At 72.4% G+C, this 19,123-nt stretch carries 21 protein-coding genes and 1 riboswitch; of the genes, 5 read left to right on the top strand and 16 right to left on the bottom strand.

The window, feature by feature from the left end; genetic code table 11:
• The 4 genes from JF597_RS10740 to JF597_RS10725 form a co-directional block, all read right to left on the bottom strand.
• On the bottom strand, positions 1-169 hold a 169-nt coding region (locus JF597_RS10740), incomplete at its 3' end, for an alcohol dehydrogenase catalytic domain-containing protein (RefSeq protein ID WP_293992258.1).
• Between the two features lie 122 nt (positions 170-291).
• The gene (locus JF597_RS10735; RefSeq protein ID WP_293992236.1) at positions 292-717 is read right to left on the bottom strand and encodes a nuclear transport factor 2 family protein; all 426 of its coding nucleotides are present in this window, start codon (positions 715-717) and stop codon (positions 292-294) included.
• Positions 718-776: 59 nt separating this feature from the next.
• A complete protein-coding gene (locus tag JF597_RS10730; protein ID WP_293992234.1) occupies positions 777-1,490 on the bottom strand; it encodes an SDR family oxidoreductase in 714 nt (237 codons plus the stop codon).
• A 129-nt stretch (positions 1,491-1,619) separates the two neighbouring features.
• Entirely contained in the window at positions 1,620-2,549 is a 930-nt protein-coding gene (locus JF597_RS10725; RefSeq protein WP_293992232.1) for a LysR family transcriptional regulator, read from the bottom strand.
• Between the two features lie 107 nt (positions 2,550-2,656).
• On the opposite strand from JF597_RS10725, the gene JF597_RS10720 reads away from it, so the two are divergent.
• On the top strand, positions 2,657-2,959 hold the full coding sequence (locus tag JF597_RS10720; protein WP_293992230.1) for a muconolactone Delta-isomerase family protein: 303 nt from the start codon (positions 2,657-2,659) through the stop codon (positions 2,957-2,959).
• Between the two features lie 72 nt (positions 2,960-3,031).
• On the opposite strand, the gene JF597_RS10715 is transcribed toward JF597_RS10720, so the two are convergent.
• From JF597_RS10715 to JF597_RS10690, 6 genes are all read right to left on the bottom strand, one after another.
• Positions 3,032-3,613, bottom strand: coding sequence for a GAF domain-containing protein (locus JF597_RS10715; RefSeq protein ID WP_293992228.1), 582 nt, complete (start codon positions 3,611-3,613; stop codon positions 3,032-3,034).
• A 61-nt stretch (positions 3,614-3,674) separates the two neighbouring features.
• Entirely contained in the window at positions 3,675-4,274 is a 600-nt protein-coding gene (locus JF597_RS10710) for an ATP/GTP-binding protein (RefSeq protein ID WP_293992226.1), read from the bottom strand.
• The gene (locus tag JF597_RS10705; protein ID WP_293992224.1) at positions 4,252-4,623 is read right to left on the bottom strand and encodes a DUF742 domain-containing protein; all 372 of its coding nucleotides are present in this window, start codon (positions 4,621-4,623) and stop codon (positions 4,252-4,254) included. Before JF597_RS10705 ends, JF597_RS10710 begins: the two co-directional genes overlap by 23 nt.
• Positions 4,624-4,625: 2 nt before the next feature.
• On the bottom strand, positions 4,626-5,060 hold the full coding sequence (locus tag JF597_RS10700) for a roadblock/LC7 domain-containing protein (protein WP_089107225.1): 435 nt from the start codon (positions 5,058-5,060) through the stop codon (positions 4,626-4,628).
• A gap of 98 nt (positions 5,061-5,158) precedes the next feature.
• Positions 5,159-7,567 (bottom strand): ATP-binding protein, encoded by a 2,409-nt coding sequence (locus JF597_RS10695; protein WP_293992219.1) that lies wholly within the window; start codon positions 7,565-7,567, stop codon positions 5,159-5,161.
• Between the two features lie 868 nt (positions 7,568-8,435).
• The gene (locus JF597_RS10690; protein ID WP_293992216.1) at positions 8,436-9,623 is read right to left on the bottom strand and encodes an MBL fold metallo-hydrolase; all 1,188 of its coding nucleotides are present in this window, start codon (positions 9,621-9,623) and stop codon (positions 8,436-8,438) included.
• 140 nt (positions 9,624-9,763) lie between these two features.
• On the opposite strand from JF597_RS10690, the gene JF597_RS10685 reads away from it, so the two are divergent.
• A complete protein-coding gene (locus tag JF597_RS10685) occupies positions 9,764-10,942 on the top strand; it encodes a glutamate dehydrogenase (RefSeq protein ID WP_293992214.1) in 1,179 nt (392 codons plus the stop codon).
• A gap of 114 nt (positions 10,943-11,056) precedes the next feature.
• Here the strand turns inward: JF597_RS10685 and JF597_RS10680 are convergent, their stop codons facing one another.
• On the bottom strand, positions 11,057-11,668 hold the full coding sequence (locus JF597_RS10680; protein WP_293992212.1) for an XRE family transcriptional regulator: 612 nt from the start codon (positions 11,666-11,668) through the stop codon (positions 11,057-11,059).
• On the opposite strand from JF597_RS10680, the gene JF597_RS10675 reads away from it, so the two are divergent.
• Positions 11,667-12,191 (top strand): GNAT family N-acetyltransferase, encoded by a 525-nt coding sequence (locus tag JF597_RS10675; protein WP_293992208.1) that lies wholly within the window; start codon positions 11,667-11,669, stop codon positions 12,189-12,191. The two genes, JF597_RS10680 and JF597_RS10675, sit on opposite strands and share 2 nt — an antisense overlap.
• A gap of 42 nt (positions 12,192-12,233) precedes the next feature.
• The gene (locus tag JF597_RS10670; RefSeq protein WP_293992206.1) at positions 12,234-12,836 is read left to right on the top strand and encodes a TetR family transcriptional regulator C-terminal domain-containing protein; all 603 of its coding nucleotides are present in this window, start codon (positions 12,234-12,236) and stop codon (positions 12,834-12,836) included.
• A gap of 49 nt (positions 12,837-12,885) precedes the next feature.
• On the opposite strand, the gene JF597_RS10665 is transcribed toward JF597_RS10670, so the two are convergent.
• The 3 genes from JF597_RS10665 to JF597_RS10655 all read right to left on the bottom strand — a co-directional run bounded on the left by JF597_RS10665 (position 12,886) and on the right by JF597_RS10655 (position 17,346).
• On the bottom strand, positions 12,886-13,671 hold the full coding sequence (locus JF597_RS10665) for an SGNH/GDSL hydrolase family protein (RefSeq protein WP_293992204.1): 786 nt from the start codon (positions 13,669-13,671) through the stop codon (positions 12,886-12,888).
• Between the two features lie 182 nt (positions 13,672-13,853).
• A complete protein-coding gene (locus tag JF597_RS10660) occupies positions 13,854-14,801 on the bottom strand; it encodes a LysM peptidoglycan-binding domain-containing M23 family metallopeptidase (RefSeq protein ID WP_293992202.1) in 948 nt (315 codons plus the stop codon).
• A 4-nt stretch (positions 14,802-14,805) separates the two neighbouring features.
• Positions 14,806-14,966, bottom strand: a riboswitch (cyclic di-AMP (ydaO/yuaA leader).
• Positions 14,967-15,273: 307 nt separating this feature from the next.
• Positions 15,274-17,346 (bottom strand): alpha-galactosidase, encoded by a 2,073-nt coding sequence (locus JF597_RS10655; protein ID WP_293992200.1) that lies wholly within the window; start codon positions 17,344-17,346, stop codon positions 15,274-15,276.
• A 196-nt stretch (positions 17,347-17,542) separates the two neighbouring features.
• Here JF597_RS10655 and JF597_RS10650 point away from each other — a divergent pair, with 196 nt between their 5' ends.
• On the top strand, positions 17,543-18,340 hold the full coding sequence (locus JF597_RS10650) for a tyrosine-protein phosphatase (protein ID WP_293992198.1): 798 nt from the start codon (positions 17,543-17,545) through the stop codon (positions 18,338-18,340).
• Positions 18,341-18,361: 21 nt separating this feature from the next.
• Here the strand turns inward: JF597_RS10650 and JF597_RS10645 are convergent, their stop codons facing one another.
• The gene (locus tag JF597_RS10645; RefSeq protein WP_293992196.1) at positions 18,362-18,484 is read right to left on the bottom strand and encodes a DUF6126 family protein; all 123 of its coding nucleotides are present in this window, start codon (positions 18,482-18,484) and stop codon (positions 18,362-18,364) included.
• The gene (locus JF597_RS10640; protein ID WP_293992193.1) at positions 18,481-19,104 is read right to left on the bottom strand and encodes a helix-turn-helix domain-containing protein; all 624 of its coding nucleotides are present in this window, start codon (positions 19,102-19,104) and stop codon (positions 18,481-18,483) included. The genes JF597_RS10645 and JF597_RS10640 overlap by 4 nt, the downstream gene beginning before the upstream one ends.
• Positions 19,105-19,123 lie beyond the last annotated feature (19 nt).

Here is a 19,123-nt window from a genome sequence, read left to right as displayed (position 1 = left end):
TGGTGATGGCCTGCCGAGCCCAGCCGTCCCAGGCCCGGATGTGCAGGTCCGTGCCGCAGATGCCGGTCCGCAGGACCTTGATCAGTACGTCACCGGGACCGACTGCGGGCTCCGGCACGTCCCGGAGCCACAGCCCGGGCTCCGCCTTCTCCTTGACCAGCGCCTTCAACGCTCGGCTCCTGTGCGTGAGGTCCCGGCCGCGGGGACGCCGAAGCGGCCCGCGGCCGGGGAGGGGGGTGGAATCTCAGAGCAATCTGCCCCACCCGGGCGCACCGGTCCATCGAGGATTTCTTAAGCGCCGCCACAGCTCGGCTTCACGCCCCGGGAACACCCGGCAGGAGACGGCAAGTCGAGGCGGGAGACCTGGTAGTGGGCGATGTGCCAGTCCTCGTCCGTCCGGGTGACGAGGACGGAGAGCTTGACCTCCAGCGGGGGCCGGTCGGTGAAGGAGAACTCGACGGCCAGGTAGCCGAGGACGACACCGTCGGCGGGCCGCCGGGTCTCCAGGACGCGGTACGCCGCCTTCATCCCGAGGGGCTGGGAGTCGTAGTACGCGGCGACTCCCTGCCGTCCGACGCTGTAGGGATGCAGTCCCTGGAAGACGGCGTCCTCGGTGAACTGAGCCGCGACGCGCTCGGGTCGGTGTGCGTCGACGGCCGCCTTCCACCGGTCGAGGACCCCGGTCAGGATCGCCGTGTCGTCCGCCGTGCTGGTCATGTCCGCTCCTTTTTCGTGTGCCCGGGGTGGGGTGCTGGGTGGCGTGCGGTGCCGTGCCGTCAGTGTCCGGCGCTCATACCGCCGTCGACGTGCAGGATCTCGCCGGTGACGAACGGCGCGGTCTCCAGGAAGAGCACCGCGTCAACGATGTCGCTCACTTCACCCATCCGGGCGACCGGGTGCAGGGCGGCGAGGAACTCGTGGGTCTCCGCCGGGTGCATGGGGGTCCTGATGGTGCCGGGCGACACCGCGTTGACGCGGATGCCGCGGGTGGCGTACTCGATCGCCAGGGACTTGGTCGCGGACTGCAGGCCGCCCTTGGTGAGCGATGCCAGGACGGAGGGGACCCGGGCGTCCGCGCTGTCGACCAGGCTGGTGGTGACGCTGACGATGTGCCCGCCGCCCTGGGCGAGCAGGTGCGGGACCGCCTGCTGGGTGAGGTGGAAGAAGCCGGCGACGTTGATGCCGGTCACGGTGGCGTAGTCCGCGGCGGTGTAGTCGGTGAAGGGCTTCGCTACGAAGACGCCCGCGTTGTTGACCACGGTGTCGATCCGGCCGAACCGCTCGACGGCGGCGGCCACCACCCGCTCGGCGGTCGCCGGGTCCGCGATGTCGCCCTGGACGGTCAGGACGCCGGCGTCGTCGGCGGGGGCGATGGTGCGCGAGGTGGCGACGACCGCGTAGCCGAGCTTGCGGTAGCCCTCGACGAGGGCGGCGCCGATGCCCTGGGACGCACCGGTGACGATCGCGACCTTCTGCTGCTGCGTGTTCATGATGACCTTCTCGGTAGTGGCTGACCGGTTACTAGCCGACCGGTCGACTATTTAGAAGGTAGGGCGGGCCTGGCAGGGATGCCAGGACGGTTTTCCTCCCGGCTGGGAGGCTCGGCCTCCCAGCGCAGCTCAGCCGGGCAGTGCGTACGGGTCGCCCGCGGGCAGCCAGGCGTCCGGGGCGTGGATCCCGAGGTCGCCGACGCCGTCGCACAGCGCGTCGACGGCGGCCAGGACGCCGGCCCGGTCCTCGCTCGCCCGCCAGACCAGGGACCAGGTCCAGTACACCTTCGGCGCGACGATCTCGCGGCGGACCAGGTCGGGCGGGAGCGGAGCGGTCTGGCCCTTGGGCGAGTTGAGGACGGGCCGGGTGCAGCGCCGGACGTGGTCGAAGTAGGCGGGGCCGGTGACGGCGCCGTCGGAGATGCGCACCGGGCGGGCGCCGACGGCCTGGGTGAGCTCTTCGGCGTACACGTTCCAGGAGGCCCAGGAGGTCACGTCGTCGTCGATCAGGATGTCGGTGTCCCGGGCCGGCAGGTCGCTCGTGTCGGTCCCCTTCGCGACGGCGTACAGCCGGTCGGCGCCGATCAGCCGGGCTCGCAGCCCGAGCCGTTCGAGGTCCTCGGTGCGCACCCAGCAGACGGCGAGGTCCAGGCTGCCGTCGGCGACCCGGGTGGCCTGGGTGTGGGAGGGCGCGACCCAGGCGTCCACATGCACCCGGGCCACCGCGGCGGTCCGCGAACCCAGGTCGGCCGGCAGCCAGTTGACGTAGCCGAGCCGTACCGACTGGGAGCCCGAGAGGCGGCCCGCCCGGCGCTTGAGGTCGTCGGCCCGCTCCAGCAGGTCCCGGGTGCGCGGAAGCAGCGCGGCGCCGGCGGGGGTGAGGGAGACCGAGCGGCGGTCCCGGTCGAAGAGCCGGACGCCCAGGTCCCGTTCGAGCGCCTTGATCTGCTGGGAGAGGGAGGGACCGGCGATGAGCAGCCGCTCGGCGGCCCGCCCGAAGTTCAGCTCCTCGGCGACCGCGACGAAGTACCGCAGCTGGCGCAGTTCCACGCGCGTCATGCTACGCGTGCTGGGAGGCCGCACCTCCCAGCAGCGAGACAGCCGGTCGTGGCGGCGGTGCCGGTGGCGGCGCAGGATGGAGTCAGCGACGACGAAGGGAGTGCACCGTGCGAGAGTTCCTGGTCGAGATCACCACGACCGTCCCCGAGGGCACGGGCCAGGACGAGGTCGACCGGCGGCGCGCCGCGGAGGCCGTGCGGGCGGGGGAGCTGGCCGCGACCGGTCACCTGGACCGGCTGTGGCGGCCGGTGGGCGAGTTGCGCAGCATCGGCGTCTGGCGGGCCGCCGACGAGGAGGAGCTCCACGAGAAGGTGCTCGGTACCCTCCCGCTGCGCCCGTGGATGACGGTCACCGTCACCCCGCTGGAGTCCCACCCCAACGACCCGGGCCGGGTCGAGGGCGCTCGCTGACCCTCGCCGCGGGCATGGGCCGGGACACGGAGGTGATGGACCGGTCGGCCGGTGAAGGTGCTGTTCCCGTCGTCACAGCAGCGGCAGACCGTCTGCCTCGCGGCGCTCGATGCGGGCCACCAGCTCCGCCGCCGACGACTTGATGGTCTCCAGACCGGGCCGGCCCCAGGGCCGCGGCTCCACGTCGACCACGCACACCGTGCCGAGCACCGTGCCCGTGCTGTCGATCAGCGGGGCACCCAGATAGGAGCGGATGCCGAACTCGTCGACGACCGGGTTGCCGGCGAACCGCGGGTAGTCGCAGACGTCCTCCAGGACCAGCGCCTTGCGCCGGACCACCACGTGGGGGCAGAAACCATGGTCGCGGGGCAGTTCACGGCCGAGGACCGGGGTGCTGCCGTCGGGCCGTACCACGGGCGGCGCCACGTCCGGCAGGTGCAGTCCCGCGAAGAACTGACGGTTGAGGTCGATGAAGTTGACCATGGCGTACGGCGCCCGGGTGACCTCTGCGAGCCGGTCCGCGTAGGCGTCGAGGGCGGGGTCCGGGTCTGCTCCCAGACGCAGCTGGCCGAGGCGCCGGGTGCGCTCGGGGGCCTCCTTGTCCTCCGGCGTGAGCAGCAGCCGGCCGGCCGGGCGCGGCGGGTCGTACCTCATGCGCGGGCTCCGTCGCAGTGGACGTGGGTCATATACGGGCTCCGTGAGGGGTGTATGGGGTTCACATGTGGGCGCCGTGGCTCGGCGCGGAGACCGGAGCGTGGGCGATGAGGTGGCGGACGAGGGTGAGCAGGGTCTGGACCCCGGAGCTGGAGATGCGGGCGTCGCAGCGGACCACCGGGACCTCCGGGTCGAGGTCGATGGCGGCTCGCACCTCCTCGGGGTCGTAGCGGTAGGAGCCGTCGAACTCGTTGATGGCGACGATGAAGCCGAGGCCGCGTTCCTCGAAGAAGTCGACGGCCGCGAAGCAGTCCTCCAGGCGCCGGGTGTCGGCGAGGATGACCGCACCGAGCGCGCCCTCGGACAGCTCGTCCCACATGAACCAGAACCGCTCCTGTCCGGGCGTGCCGAACAGGTAGAGCACGTGCTCCGGGTCCAGGGTGATGCGGCCGAAGTCCATGGCCACGGTCGTCTCGACCTTGTTCTCGATCCCCTCGAGGCTGTCGGTCGCGGCGCTCACCGTGGTGAGGAGCTCCTCCGTGGAAAGCGGCGCGATCTCGCTGACCGCGCCCACGAAGGTGGTCTTGCCGACCCCGAACCCACCGGCCACCAGGATCTTCAGTGCGGTGGGGAAGGGATCAGAGCTGTCGTCGTAGTCCATCGAGCACTGCCTCCAGGAGGGACCTGTCAGTGGGGTTGTGGTGGAACACGGGGGGCTTGGCGGTCAGCGCCCCGCAGTCGACGAGGTCGGAGAGCAGCACCTTGGTGACCACGGCGGGCAGTGTGAGGTGCGCGGCGACCTCGGCGACCGAGACGGGGGCGCGGCACAGGTCGAGGGCCTGTGCGTGTTCGGGGCCGAGGTAGCCGAGGGGCGTGGACCCGGTCGCCATCACCTGCGACATGAGGTCCAGGGCGACGCTGGGCTCGGTCCGGCCGTTGCTGACCGTGAACGGGCGCACCAGGCGTCCGGCCGCGTCGTCGAGCCAGGGCCCGTCGCCGGCTGCCGCCACCCTCAAGGCCTCATCGCCGTGGATTCGACGGCGTGCTGCCGGGGCGCGGTGACGAGGTAGGGGCGGACGCTCTTGACGAGCATCGCCATCTCATAGCCGAGGACGGCGGCGTCGGCCTCCCGGCCCGCGAGCACGGCGAGACAGGTGCCGGAGCCGGCGGTGGTGACGAACAGCAGCGTCGAGTCGAGTTCGACCACGACCTGGCGGACGTCCCCGCCGTCGCCGAAGCGGACGCCCGCGCTGCGGCCGAGCGAGTACAGGCCGGAGGCGAGCGCCGCCATGTGGTCGGCGCTGTCCGGGTCGAGGCCGTGGACGGACTTCACCAGTCCGTCGCAGGACAGGAGCACCGCGCTGGTGGTGTGCGGCACGCGCTGCACCAGGCCGCTCATCAGCCAGTCGAGGTCGGATACCTGGGCGGTCGGCGCATCGCTCGCCATGGTGGATCGACTCCTTGGGGTACGAAGATCAGCTGGAGCGCTGGGGGTGGGGGTGGGGGTGGGGGTGGGGGTGGGGGTGGGGGTGGATACGGTGCTGGTCATCCGGCCGGTGCGCTCCCGTCGGGCCGGGCGGTGAATTCGGAGGTGTGCACCGGGCGCAGGGCCTGGGAGTACGACGGGGACCGGGACGCGGACTGGGTGTCGGCGGGGTCCCGGTGGGTCCGGCTCATGTGCGTGGGGGCCATGTGGTCCGTGACCGGGTGGTCCGTGGCCGGACGGCCTGTGGTCATGTGGTCGGAGGCCGTGGGGTCGGAGGCCGTGTGGTCGGAGGCCGTGTGGCCAGGGGTTTGGGTCAGAGCCAGGGGGTCCAGTGCCAGGGGGGCCGGCGTCATGCGGTGCCGGGCGGACTGGTCCGGCGCTGTGCGGTCGAGAGCTGTGTGGTCGGGAGCTGAGTGGTCCGGGGTCAGGTACCCGGCCTCCGCGTGTGCCGCGTCCACGTGTGCCGCCTCCATATGCGCGGCGTCCATGTGCGTGGAGTCCATGTGCGCGGCATCCATATGCGTGGCAGGGGACGTGTTGGTCGGCCGGTCGCCGGATGCGTCGCGGGCGGCCATGTCGGCGTAGCCCGCGGTGGTGAACCCGTTATGGAGGGACGCGCCATGTGTCCCGCCCACGGGGTCGGCGGCGGTCGGCTCCGTCTCGGTGGCCTCCAGGTGCTGCTGGGCCTCGGCGAGGCCGATGCCGCGCTGGAAGGCGGCCATCAGACCGGGGTCGTGCCCGGCCGGGTTCTCGTTCTCCTGGCGGGGTGCCGGGCCGCCGCGCAACTGGGGAACGATGTGTTCCTGGGCCCGGCGGCGTGGCAGTTGGGGTTTGCCCATCGTGCCGCGCACGGCGCCGACCCGCGGTACCGGCGGGGCGCCCGCGTGCTCGGCGACCGCCGGCCGGTCTTCGGGCCGGATGCCGGGCAGCGCCTCGGCGGGGTTCGGACGGGTATCCTGGGCACCGCGCACCGGGAGCGGCGCGGGTGCGCCCCCGTACTGCGCGTGCCGGCGCCGCCCGCCGACGGCGGCCGGGGCAGGACCCTGCTGCTGCCCGGGCCCTGGGCCGGCCGGCGGTCCGCCCCCGGCGGCCCTGCTTCCGGCTCCCGTGTCCGGCCCGGCGGAGCCGCGGACACCCGCCGGCGTCCCGTTGCCGTCGGACGGCCGGGCTCCCCCGGCTTCGGGCACACCGGAGAGCGCCCCCGGCGCGCCGCCCCCGTTCGTCGTGTCGCGCGGCTGCGGCAGCGAACCGGGTACGCCCGGTGTCCTACCCAGCAGGCCCTGCGGGACGACGAGGACGGCCTGGACGCCGCCGTAGATGTTGGTCTGGAGACGGACGTTGATGCCGTGCCGGCGGGCGAGCTGGGAGACGACGAAGAGTCCGATGCGGCCGTCGGCCAGCAGGCTGGCGACGTTGACCTGGTCGGGGTCGGCGAGCAGGGCGTTCATCTTGGACTGCTCGCCGACCGGCATGCCGAGTCCGCGGTCCTCGACCTCGACCGCGAGGCCGGAGGTGACGAGGTTGGCGCGGAGCAGCACCTGGGTGTGCGGGGCGGAGAACACCGTGGCGTTCTCGACGAGTTCGGCGAGGAGGTGGATGACGTCGGCGACGGCGTGCCCGCGCAGTTCGCCGTCGATCGGCGGGACGAGCTTGACCCGGGAGTACTGCTCGACCTCGGCGATGGCGGAGCGCAGCACCTCGGTCATGGAGACGGGGTTGCTCCACTGCCGCCGGGACACGGCGCCGCCGAGGACGGCGAGGTTCTCGGCGTGCCGTCGGATCCGGGTGGCCAGGTGGTCGACGTGGAAGAGGCCCTTGAGGAGGTCCGGGTCCTCGATCTCGTTCTCCAGTTCGTCGAGGATCGAGATCTCCCGGTGCACGAGGGACTGAAGCCGCCGCGCCAGGTTGACGAAGACCTCCAGCTTCTGTTCGCTGCCGGCCTGGCTGGAGAGCTGGGCCGCCTGTACGACGGCGGTGACGGCGCCGTCGTGCGCGCGGGACAGGTCGGCGGCGAGCAGTTCGAAGTCGTCCGCGTCCTCGGGCGGTCCGCCGCGCGGCTTGCGCGGGGGCGGGGTCTCGCCGCGGCGCAGTGCGTCGACGAGGGCCAGCAGATCGGCCTCGCCGCGGGCGGCGTTGCGGCGCAGGGCGCCGACGCGGTCGCTGACCGAACGGGCGGCGCGCCCCGCGGCCACGGCGGCGATCACGATGCCCGCGGCCGTCACCGAGGCCGCTCCGGCGAGCACGGCCAGCAGGGTGAGGCTGGGCCGGGCGCCGGTGGAGCGGACGGTGAACAGGACGGCCGCGCAGCCGCTGAGCGCCACCGCGACCGGCGGCAGCACCGCCAGCCGCATGAGCTGAGGCCGTATGTGGGTCTCGGGCAGCGCGGGAACGGATCGGGCGACCGGTCGTCCGTGCCGGCCGCCCTCACGGCGGTCGGCGCGGGCGGCCGGTGCACGGAGGTGAGACATCTGCGTCCTCGTACTGGTCCGTCGGGCCTGGTTCCTCGCGCGGGTCGCGCGAGTCGGGCATGCGCCATCGCGGTGCCGGGCGAGGGGACCGCAAAAGAATTCGGCCCCGTGTCGTCCGACGGACACTCACAGTAGTCGCCGACGCATCATGTGCGGTGGGCAGTTGACAAAGTCCCCCGGAGATGGTCCCGCTCTGGTATGAGCCGTCGTACGAAAGACCGATAACCTCCTCGGCACCCCGCCCCCGAACGGTCACCCACCGGTCCGACCTGCTCAGAAACGGTCACTCACGGAAGGTCCGGGCCAGGGCTTCCGGCGCTCCGTCCCGTTCGCCCCCCCTTGGTCCGCCACCCGCCGACCGGCCGATCGACGCGGCCACAGGGCCCTCCAGGCCGGCCGCACCACCCCCCAGAGCGTCACGCAAGGTGACCGTCTCGGATACGGCGTCCCTCCGTCGGGGCGCGGGGCGGCCCCTCGCCGGCGGGGCGGCCCCTCGCCGGTGTGGATGCCCGTCACCGCGTCGACTGCGGCCCGGGGCAGGTCCGGGCGGCTCAGGACGTCCGCGCTGTCGATGAACCGGTCCAGGGCGCCGACTCCGCGGAGCTCCCGTACGTCCGGGTCCTTGATGCGGCCGGCGAGGGCCGGGGGAAGCGGCCGGCGCACAGCACCGGGCAGGGCCGGGAGTGACAGGGCCGCGTGGCACCGGAAAAGCTCAAGCCCCGGCAGAAAAACGGGACTTGGCATACGGGCAGGGCTCATGACGATGCCCCTGCCAGGTTGCGCAGAGGCATCCACGCCACTCTCACGTCACCGCCGCAGCGGAGCCGGAATCACCGGCCCTTCGTCATGTGACGCACCGGAACGGCCGTCACAGTTCGCCGGCGAGGCCGAGGTCCCCCTGCCCGGGGGCGCCCTCCGGCCGCTTCTCGCGCTGCCACGGCCGGGCGACCGGCGCGGAGACCGTACGCCACCAGGGGTCCGCGGGCAGCTTCCCGGACGGCTCGAAGGGCTCGCCGGGGCGCGGCAGCGCGACCGCCTGGCCCGCCTCGTCGCCGGCGTCCTTGGTCCACTCCCCCGGCTCGGCCCAGGCGTGCGGGGCGAGGTTGAAGGTGCCCCAGTGGATCGGCAGCAGCACGCCGTGCGGCTGCCCGCCCTGGAGGTCGAGGTGGGCGCGCATGCCCTCCTGGGGCGTCATGTGTATGTCGGGCCAGAACTCGCTGTACGCGCCGATCTGGATCATCGTCACGTCGAAGGGCCCGTGGTCGGCGCCGATGTCCTTGAACCCGTCGAAGTAGCCGGTGTCACCGCTGTGGTAGATCCGGTGCTCCTCGCCGGCGACGGCCCAGGACGCCCACAGGGTGTGCTGGGTGTTGCGCAGTCCCCGACCGCAGAAGTGACGGGCGGGGGTGGCCGTCAGGGTGAGTCCGCCGACCTTGGTCTCCTCGTGCCAGTCCAGCTCGCGCAGCCGGTCGGCGCGGACTCCCCAGTGTTCGAGGTGGGCGCCGACGCCGAGCGGTACGGCGAACACGGTGTCCGTGCCGGCCAGCGCCTTGATGGTGGGCAGGTCGAGGTGGTCGTAGTGGTCGTGCGAGATGACCACGACGTCGACCGGGCCGAGCTCGGCGAGCGGCAGCGGCACCGGGTGCAGCCGCCTGGGCCCGGCGAACGGGAACGGGGAGCAGCGATCGCCCCAGACCGGGTCGAACAAGACACGGTGTCCGTCGATCTCGGCGAGGACGCTGGAGTGGCCCATCCACGTCACCCGCAGACCGGTGGCGGCGGGGCGGGCGAGGTCGGCGACGGTGGTGGGGTGCACCGGGACGGTGCCCCGGGGGGCTCTGCGGGCCCGCTGCTCCTTCTCGAAGTAGGTCCTGGCGAACTCCAGCATCGACCCCGAGGGCCGCATCCGGGTGGTGCCGCCGGGGTTCTGGAAGACACCGTCCGCGAAGTTCGGGGAGCCCTGGATGCGGGCCAGGCGCGCGCCGCCGGGGTCCGCGCCGAAGGCAGCGGGCCGCAGCACGCGGAGCCCGGAGCTCAGGGAACGCAAACCGGTCACGGTACCTCCAGTGGTGTCGCCGAGGTCCCCATTATGGTCGGCCCTTCGGACGGTCGGCGTTGACACCGCGCCATCCGCCTCCCGATACTGACCCACTGTTCAGTAACACTGTTTCTTCACACCGCTCCCGAGGAGCCTTCGTGACCGCTCCCCTGATGTCCCTCGTCTGGACCGACCACGTCACCGGCCGCCGGGGTTTCCTGGTCGTCGACCGGCTGGTGCGGGGGGTGGCCAGCGGCGGTCTGCGCATGCGGCCCGGCTGCACCCTGGAGGAGGTGACCGGGCTCGCGCGCGGCATGACGATGAAGGAGGCCCTGCACTACAACCCCGAGGGCCGCTACATCCCGCTGGGCGGCGCCAAGGGCGGCATCGACTGCGATCCGCAGGACCCCGGGGCGTACGCCCTGCTCGTACGCTACCTGCGGGCCATGCGGCCGTATGTGGAGGATTTCTGGACCACCGGCGAGGACCTGGGGCTCACCCAGGACCTGGTGGACCGGGCGGCCGCCGAGGCGGGGCTGGTCTCCTCGATCCAGGCCGTGTATCCGCTGCTGGACGACGAGACGGCGGCCCGGCGGCGACTCGCGGACGCCTTCGCCGTGGAGGTGGACGGGATCGGTCTGGACGAGCTGGCCGGCGGCTGCGGGGTCGCCGAGTCGGCGCTGGCGGCGCTGGACCGGGCCGGGGTGCCGCACCGGGGGACGCGGGTCGCCGTGCAGGGCCTCGGCACGATGGGCGGGGCCACGGCGCGGTTCCTCTCCCGTGCGGGGCTCACGGTCGTGGCGGTCGCCGACATCAAGGGCACGATCGCCAACCCGGCGGGTCTGGACGTCGAGGCGCTGCTGCGCGCGCGGGACGCGTACGGCACCGTCGACCGCGCGGTGCTGGGCCCCGGTGACGCGGAACTGCCGGGTGACGCCTGGCTGTCCGCCGACGCGGAGGTGCTGGTGCCGGCGGCGGTGTCGTACGTGGTCGACGCGGCCAACGCGCACCTGGTCAGCGCCCGCTGGATCGTGGAGGCGGCCAACATGCCGGTGCTCCCCGAGGCGGAGGGACGGCTCGCCGCGCGCGGGGTGACCGTGCTGCCGGACGTGGTGGTGAACTCGGGCACCAACGCCTGGTGGTGGTGGACCCTGTTCGGCGACATCGGCCCCGACGCCGACGAGGCCTTCGCCCACATCCGCCGCTCGATGCGGGCCCTGGTGGGGCTGATGCTGGACCGCGCGGAGGCCGACGGCACGACTCCGCGCGCCGCGGCCCACGCCCTGGTCACCGACCGGCTGCCGGTGATCGCGGAGCGGTTCGGCTGGTACCGGTGACGCGACACGCCGACAGCGGCGTCCGAGAGCAGCGGCGAGCAGCAGCGCGCTCGGGCCGGAATGCTGGTGCCCTGCCGGCCGAGCGGCTCGAGCAGGGGCGCGCCGGCGGCCGGCTCACGGCCTGGTGTCGCGGGTGAGCACGACGGCGTAACGGCACTCGGCATCGGTGGTGTTGGCGAAGACGCGCTCGGCGGGTGCGCCGAGTTCGATGGTGTCGCCGGCGTCGAGTTCGTGGACCGCGTCCCCGTCGTGGAAGGTGAGCCGGCCGTCGAGGACCCAGACGAGCTGCCGTACGAAGGCGAAGGCCGCGGCCGGGTAGGGCACCCGGGCTCCGGCGGGCAGCCGGATCTCGGCGATCTCCGCCGGGAAGCGCGGGCCGGTGATCTGGCGGCGCCGGTAGCCGGTGCCGGGGTCGCGCCACTCGGCGGCCTCGGCGCCGCGCCGCACGCCCGGGGTGTCCGCCACGGACTCCTGTGCGCCCTGCCCGCCTTCGGCGTCGGTGATCAACGAGGCGACGCCGATCCGGAAGGCGGCGGACAGCTTGCCGAGCACGACCGCGGTGGGGCTGCTCTCGCCGCGTTCGATCCGGCTGATCATCGCCTGGGAGACGCCGGAGGCGTCCGCGAGCTGCGCCAGCGTCCAGCGGCGGCGCTCCCGCTCGGTGCGGACCCGGGCGGCGATCCGCAGCACCAGCGGGTCCACCGGCGGTTCTACTATGTTGGACATGAATCCAATATACGAGAGAGGTGTGGTTGCGGTCCGTCCGGCCCGTCCCGGTGACGAGGAGGCGGTCCGCGCGATCCGCAATCACGCGGTCGAGCACTCGACGGCCCTGTGGACCGAGACCCCGCAGTCGCCCGCCGAGGGCTCGGCCTGGTTCGCCCCCCATCTGGAGCGCGGCTCGGCACTCGTGGCCGAGGTCGCCGACGCGCCGGGAGAGGTGGCCGGGTTCGCGGTCTACGGCCCGTGGCGCGCCCTGGACGGCTACCGGCACACGGTGGAGAACTCCGTCTACGTCCGCGAGGGCAGCCAGGGGCTCGGCATCGGCTCCGCGCTGCTGGGCCCGCTCATCGCCTCCGCGCGCGAGGCCGGCCACCATGTGATGATCGCCGGCATCGAGGCCCGGAACACCGCGTCGATCCGGCTGCACGACCGGTTCGGCTTCGAGCACGTCGGCACGGTCCCGGAGGTGGGCACCAAGTTCGGCCGCTGGCTGGACCTGACGATCATGCGGCTGCCGCTGGCCTGAGACGGCAACGCGGGTGGGGGGACGACCGATTAGGGTGACCGCGTGGCGAGAGTGCGGTTGAGCGTGGCCGAGCGGCGGGAGGAACTGCTGCGGGCCGCCATCGAGCAGATCGAGGCGCGGGGCGTGGCGGCGGTGCGGATCGCCGATGTGGCCTCGGCGCTCGGCGTGAGCAACGCGCTGGTGCTGTACCACTTCTCGACGAAGGAGAAACTGGTCGCCGCCGCCTTCACCTATGCCGCCGAGGGCGACCTGGCGCACCTGCGCAAGCTGCTGGGCCGCCGTACATCGGCGCTGCGCCGGCTGCGGGCCGCGGTGCGCTGGTACGCGCCGACCGGGCAGGCCAAGGGCTGGCGGCTGTGGATCGAGGGCTGGGCGGTGGCGTTGCGCGAGCCCGCGCTGCGGGACGTCACCAAGGCCCTGGACCAGCAGTGGAAGGCGGCGATCGCCGAGGTGGTCGCCGAGGGGGTGGCCGCGGGCGAGTTCCGGTGCCCCGACCCCGCGGCAGCGGCGCTGCGGCTGACCGCGCTGCTCGACGGGCTCGCCGTCCAGCTGACGTCGTACCCCGGCGCCGTGCCCCGGGCAAGGGCCCAGGAGTGGGTCGACGAGGCGCTGGCGCGCGAGCTGGGGCTGCCCGAGCAGCAGTAAGGGGCGGCCCGCAGTGCGGCCACCCCTTACCCGGCCCGCCGGTTCTGCCTCAGGCCACGGAGGCGATCCGCATCTTGATGTCGTCCGGGGAGAGCGCTCCCTTGGCCGTCACGTGGTCGCCGGACGACTCCCCGCGCAGCCGGCGCCCGATCCAGGGGACGAGGTACTCGCGGGCCCAGTGCACGTCGTCCCGGCGGACCTCCAGGGTGCCGCGGGGCGGCAGCGGCGGCCACGGCTGGTCCGGGTCGGCCGGCACCTCGACACCGAGCACCTGGCCCGCGCGCAGCGCCACGCGCGTGTGCCCCTCGGGAGAGAGGTGCAGCCGGTCCTCGTCCCAGGCCCGCCGGTCCTGAATGGTCTTCAGGGACCACAGGTCCAGGACGGGGCAGCCGTACCGGTCGGCGATGGCCCGGACATGTCCGTTGTACGTGGCGATCTTGCCGCGCATGTGCTTGAGGACGGGCACGCCCCGGGTGTCGAACCCGGTGGTCACCAGCACCGTGCCGACGGCCTCGGTCAGCTGGGCCACGGCGCGCTCGAACCGCTCGGCCACCTCGTCGGGGTCGGTGCCGGGACGGATGATGTCGTTGCCGCCCGCGCAGAAGGAGACCAGGTCCGGGGCGAGTTCCAGGGCCTGCGGCACCTGGTCCGCCACGATCTGGTCGAGCAGTTTCCCGCGCACGGCGAGGTTGGTGTAACTGAAGTCGCCTTCGGGCCGCCGGTCGGACAGCAGTACCGCGAACCGGTCGGCCCAGCCGACGAACGCCCCGTCGGGGCCGGGGTCTCCCACGCCCTCGGTGAAGCTGTCCCCCACCGCCGCGTACGACCCGATCACTGATGCATTGTCATTCTTCGAATCGTCTCCCACGTCGGACCATGATTCACCTTCGGCTGTGACCTACGCGACCGTAATAAGGGGTTGACGCTCGGTGAGATAAGACACCTTTAAATACTTTGCCAACCTTGGAATAAGGCCCTGACCAGCGGCGTTGACGTGGCGGTCGGGAGGGCGCCGGCTCAGCCGACGGCGACCCCCTTGGAGCGGAGGTAGGCGACCGGGTCCACGTCCGAGCCGTAGTCGGGGGTGGTCCGGATCTCGAAGTGGAGGTGCGGGCCGGTCACGTTGCCGGTGGCACCGGAGAGGCCGACCTGCTGGCCCGCGGTCACGGTCTGGCCGACCGAGACGGAGAGGGCGGAGAGGTGGCCGTACTGCGCGTAGTAGCCGTCGGCGAGCCGGATGACGACCTGGTTGCCGTAGGCGCCGCCCCAGCCGGCCGTGACGACCGTACCCTCGCCGACGGCCTTGACCGGGGTGCCGGTCGGGACGACGAAGTCGACGCCCGTGTGGTAGCCGCTGGACCACATGCTGCCGGCCACGTGGTAGCCGGTACCGAGGGCGCCGGTGGCGACCGGGAGGCTGAAGCCGGAGACGGTCGTGACCGAACCGCCGGAGCCGTCCGTGGAGGAGGCCGAGGACGAGGAGGAGGACGAGGAGGAGGCCGGGGACGAGGAGGTCGACCGCGGGTTCGACTGCGCCTGCGGACGGGAGCCGTAGTCCGTCGTCACGGCGTGCCGGCCGCCGAGGGTGAGCTTGAGTCCGGGGTGGATCAGCGACGGGTTGTCGCCGACCGCCTGCCGGTTGTCGGCGTAGAGCCGGTGCCAGCCGCCGCGGACGTTCTGCTCGCGGGCGATCTCCGAGAGACAGTCACCGGGCACCACCGTGTAGACGCGGTGCGCGGAACGCGCGGCGCCGGAATTCCCTGCGGGCGCCTTTTTCACCGCGGTCCGCTCGATTGCGGGAAGCGACTGGACGGCCTTTTCGGAAACGGACTGCGCAGTGGCCGCGTGGGCGCCGGTGGCCCCCATGAGGGGCAGCGCCAGCGCGGCGCCGCCGCTTCCGGCGACGGCCATCGAGCGAGTGAGACGTGGGGACTTGGGACGGCGGTGCTTACCCTTCGCGGGCATGGCGCATTCCTCTCCGGCGCCTGCGAGGTGAGCTGTCGGGTTCGGGCTGGAGCTGCCCGGCCACGCCGGAAGGCGTGACTGCACCCCTGGCCGTCCCGGGAACCGGAACAGGCCGTCATACCTGGTGGGTCCCCCGCTCCTGCCGGGCACGGGTGAGTGTGTGTGGGGACTCCGGGCGGCGGCAGGATTCGGCGTTCCGACCGGATGTGTGGTGAACGTAAGCGAGTAGGACGGACATGGACAAGCATCCCGTTCCGCCCGTCCGAGTTCCGCTTGATCCGTTACCGGAAATCCCGGTCACCCTCCGTGAATTCCGGTCCGTTCCGTTTTTCAATCCGCTTACGGAATACGAGGATTACGTGAGCATGACGCGCGACGGACGGTCACGAATATGACGCTCCTCACGCACGTCATGCCACGTCCTCTTATTTCGGGGCGAGTTGTAGTGAATGCAGCAATTCGGGCAGATGTATCAGATCCGGCGAAGGCGGATGACTGCCGCATCCAGGTCACCCTTGAGCCCGGTGCGCAGCCCGTGGTGCAGCAGAACGGCACCCCGGTGCACTTCGCCCGTTTCGCGGCATTCGTACGACGCCGTCGGGTCGAGCCCCTGCAACCTCAGCGGCGGCGCCTGCTCGCCGTAGCTCTGGGCCTGCAGCCAGGCGAGGACGACGGTCTCGTCGCCGAGCGTGTACTGCACCGCGCTGAGCCCGCCGGCCGGCGGCCGCAGCCGGAACTGCTCGCCGCGCTGCACCTGGGGACGGATCTCCTTGTAGAGCTCCACCCAGTGGCCGGCCTCGGCGAGCTCCTCCTCGGTCCACTTCGAGAGGTCGCCGCCGACACCGAGCGCTCCGGCCATGGAGCTGACGAACCGGAAACGCAGGCTGCTGACCCGGCCGTTGAGCTGGTGGTTCGGGCTGTCGGTGACCCAGGCCGACATCACCCGGGCGGGGTGGATCTGGCTGAATCCGTGCTGGATGGCGAGCCGGTCCAGCGGGTCGGTGTTGTCGGAGGTCCACACCTCGTCGGTGCGGCTCATGATCCCGAGGTCGATCCGCCCGCCACCACCGGAGCAGGACTCGATGGCCACGTTCGGGTGAGCCGCCCGGATCCGGTCGAGCAGGGCGTACAGCCCGCGCACGTGGTCGACCCACAGGCGCTGCGGGTAGGGCTCGCCGGGCCAGCCCGCGTCCGTGAAGCAGCGGTTGAAGTCCCACTTGACGTAGTCGATCGGGGCGCTGGACAGCAGCGCGTCGAGCTGCTCCCAGAGGTACTCCTGGACGTCCTCGCGGGCGAGGTTGAGGACCAGCTGGTTGCGGAGCTCCGTGCGCTTCCGGCCCTGCTGGTACTGCACCCAGTCGGGGTGGGCGCGGTACAGGTCGCTGTCCGGGTTCACCATCTCGGGCTCGACCCAGATGCCGAACTGCATGCCGAGGGCGTGCACGTAGTCGGCGAGGGGCTTGAGGCCCTTGGGGAAGCGGTCGGGGTTGGGCGTCCAGTCGCCGAGGCCGGCGCGGTCGCTGGTGCGGGCGCCGAACCAGCCGTCGTCCACCACGAACAACTCGACACCGATCGCGGCGGCCCGGCGGGCGAGGGTGGCCTGCTGGTCCTCCGAGATGTCGAAAGTGGTGGCCTCCCAGGAATTGAACAGCACCGGCCGGTCCTGGTCGGCGTCCGGGATGACGTACGCCCGCTGGTAGGCGTGCCAGGCGCGGCTCGCCCCGCCGAAGCCGCCGTCGGTCCACAGGCCCGCGAAGACGGGGCTGGTGTACGACTCGCCCTCGGCCAGCATCAGCAGGCCCGAGTCGTCGTAGCCGGCGCCGCCGGAGATCTGCACGCGCGCGTCCGGGAGCTGGGCGACCGCGATCCGCCAGGAGCCGGACCAGCCGAGGGCACAGCCCCAGACCTCGCCGCGCTCCTCGGTGGCGTCGGTGTCAAGGGCGACCCAGGGCAGGTGCTGGTGGCCGGTGTGGCCGCGGCGGCTGCCGATGACCTTCTCGCCGTAGGTGAGCGGGGCACTGGTGAGCCGGGACTCGGCGGCCCAGCGGCCGTGCAGCTGGGAGAGCCGCCAGCCCTCGCGGTCGGGCAGGGTCCAGGTGGCGGGGTCGGCGCGCAGCAGCTCCACGCGCGTGTGCCCCTCGTTGCCGACGGTCACCCAGCGCTCGACGACGTCGCCGCGCATCCGGTAGTGCAGGGTGATGACGACGCCGTCGTCCGTGAAGCGCAGCCGGAGCTCGTCCTCCTCGACCTCGTACGAGTCGAAGGTCCACTCGGTGCCCCGGCGCTCCTCGGTCCGCACCGACAGCGCGGGGCGGACGAACCGGGGGCCGCCCTCGACGGGGTACTCCTCATGGCCGTCCAGCGGGGACTCGAAGGGCCAGTAGCCGGGCAGCACCCGGGTGCTGAGCTCCACGGCGTCGGCGAGCCCGATCCGGGGCCCCCAGTGCAGGTGGAGCAGTTCGTCGGAGGGGGTCAGATGCAGCGCGTAGCTGCTGCCGGGGCCCGACAGGAGCCAGGTACGGCCGTTTTCGGCGATGTCCACCATCGAGCAACCTCACACAGGGGCCAACAGATCCGCTCAAGCCCCAACATCATCAAGGGCCGCGGGCCCCGAAGCAAGGGCCACGGGCCGCGGAGGCGATGCCTGTGGACAACTCATTGCCCGTGGAAACCGATGTCGTATGGTCGCTCCAGTGCCCGTCGACGAGCAGCGCCGACGGGGCCGACCGGGAGGAGCCCCCGTGACGCAGCAGGTCCCGTCGACCGAGCCCGAGCTGACGGGCGTGCGCAACTTCCGTGACGTGGGTGGGCTGCCGACCGTGGACGGGCGACGGGTGCGGCCGGGTGTGCTGTTCCGCAGCGGCCATCTGGCACACGCGACGGAGCAGGACGCGGACTTCCTCGCCTCGCTCGGGCTGCACACGATCTTCGACTTCCGCAACGCGGCCGACCAGAAGCTGGAGGGCCCGGACGTCGAGCTGCCCGGCGTGCGGAACCTGAATCTGCCGCTGACCGACCCGGCGCACGGCGCGGACTTCTGGAAGATGGTCCGCGAGGGGGAGATCGACCAGCTGCGCGGGCTCCTGGGCGACGGCAAGGCCGCGGCCCGGATGGTCACCTCGTACCGCACGATCGTCAAGGACCGCACCGGCGAGCACTCACGGGTGCTGCACGCACTCGCCGAGGACAGCGTCCCGGCGCTGATGCACTGCGCGGCCGGCAAGGACCGGGCGGGCATCTCCATAGCCGTGACGCTGCTGGCGGTGGGGGTGGAGCGGGACGCGATCCTCGCCGACTACCTGGAGTCCAACGCCAAGCACCGCCGTTACAAGGTGCGCCGCAGCGGCGGCGGGGACAGCGCCTACAGCCCCGAGGTGATGGACCTGCTCAGCCCGCTCTTCGACGCCCGCACGGAGTACCTGACGGCGGCCTTCGAGAGCATCGAGGAGACGTGGGGCGACGTGGACGCGTACCTGGAGCAGGGCCTGGAGCTGGCCCCGGAGACCCGGGAGCGGCTGCGCGAGCGCCTGCTCGACTGAGACCGGACGGAGGGCGGCGGCTCAGCCCTTGCCGCCGAGGGCGAACAGCAGATAGAGGAACCCTGCCAGGGCATGCCCGACGGCCAGGTAGATGACCAGCCGGATCCACAGGGACCGGGGGAACTTCTCTTCGATGTTGCTCACGGCAGCTCTCCAGTGATCGGTCCCAGGCACAGCGCGGCCGTGGGACTCTGCAGCAGGGTGTGGACGAACAGGAGCTCGACCCCGTCCTGGTCCTCGGCGGCGAGCCGGTGCGGGGTCAGCGAGTCGAAGTGCGCGCTGTCACCGGGCGCGAGCACATGGGTGGTGTCACCGAGGCGCAGCCGGAGCCGGCCGCGCACGACGTGCAGCCACTCCTCGCCGGGGTGCACCCGCACGATGTCGCCCTGGGTGCCGTGCGGCACCCGGACGCGCAGCGCCTGCATCCCCCGGCCGGACGCCCCGGCCTGCCAGTAGGTCCAGCCGCCGGCGCGGGTCGGTTCCATGTCGCCGGCACGCACGATCGCGTCCCGGTCGGCGACCGTCTCCCCCAGCAGATCCGATACCGTCGTACCGTAGACACGCGCGAGCGCGAGCAGCATCGGCAACGAGGGCTGCCGCTGACCGGTCTCCAGCCGGGACAGGTGCGCGGGCGACAGCCCGGCGTCGCGGGCGGCGGCCTCCAGGGTGAGGCCTGCGCGGCGGCGCAGGGAGCGCAGCTGCGGGGCGACGACGGGCAGCCCGTCGGCCGGCCCGCCCGCCCGCCCGTTGTCGGAGGAGTTCATGCCTCCATTCAGCCGCAGC

It is taken from the genome of Streptomyces sp. (assembly GCF_019510245.1).
In the GTDB taxonomy this organism is placed as follows: Bacteria; Actinomycetota; Actinomycetes; order Streptomycetales; family Streptomycetaceae; genus Streptomyces.
The sequence above is the reverse complement of the archived record's forward strand: the minus strand, read 5'-3'. Positions and strand labels throughout refer to the sequence as shown.

What these genes read in the sequence shown, in the direction of transcription:
- JF597_RS10735 (WP_293992236.1), bottom strand. Translation starts at nt 717, where the DNA reads ATGACCAGCACGGCGGACGACACGGCGATCCTGACCGGGGTCCTCGAC.
- JF597_RS10730 (WP_293992234.1), bottom strand. Translation starts at nt 1,490, where the DNA reads ATGAACACGCAGCAGCAGAAGGTCGCGATCGTCACCGGTGCGTCCCAG.
- JF597_RS10725 (WP_293992232.1), bottom strand. Translation starts at nt 2,549, where the DNA reads ATGACGCGCGTGGAACTGCGCCAGCTGCGGTACTTCGTCGCGGTCGCC.
- JF597_RS10715 (WP_293992228.1), bottom strand. Translation starts at nt 3,613, where the DNA reads ATGAGGTACGACCCGCCGCGCCCGGCCGGCCGGCTGCTGCTCACGCCG.
- JF597_RS10710 (WP_293992226.1), bottom strand. Translation starts at nt 4,274, where the DNA reads ATGGACTACGACGACAGCTCTGATCCCTTCCCCACCGCACTGAAGATC.
- JF597_RS10700 (WP_089107225.1), bottom strand. Translation starts at nt 5,060, where the DNA reads ATGGCGAGCGATGCGCCGACCGCCCAGGTATCCGACCTCGACTGGCTG.
- JF597_RS10695 (WP_293992219.1), bottom strand. Translation starts at nt 7,567, where the DNA reads ATGTCTCACCTCCGTGCACCGGCCGCCCGCGCCGACCGCCGTGAGGGC.
- JF597_RS10675 (WP_293992208.1), top strand. Translation starts at nt 11,667, where the DNA reads ATGAATCCAATATACGAGAGAGGTGTGGTTGCGGTCCGTCCGGCCCGT.
- JF597_RS10680 (WP_293992212.1), bottom strand. Translation starts at nt 11,668, where the DNA reads ATGTCCAACATAGTAGAACCGCCGGTGGACCCGCTGGTGCTGCGGATC.
- JF597_RS10660 (WP_293992202.1), bottom strand. Translation starts at nt 14,801, where the DNA reads ATGCCCGCGAAGGGTAAGCACCGCCGTCCCAAGTCCCCACGTCTCACT.
- JF597_RS10655 (WP_293992200.1), bottom strand. Translation starts at nt 17,346, where the DNA reads ATGGTGGACATCGCCGAAAACGGCCGTACCTGGCTCCTGTCGGGCCCC.
- JF597_RS10640 (WP_293992193.1), bottom strand. Translation starts at nt 19,104, where the DNA reads ATGAACTCCTCCGACAACGGGCGGGCGGGCGGGCCGGCCGACGGGCTG.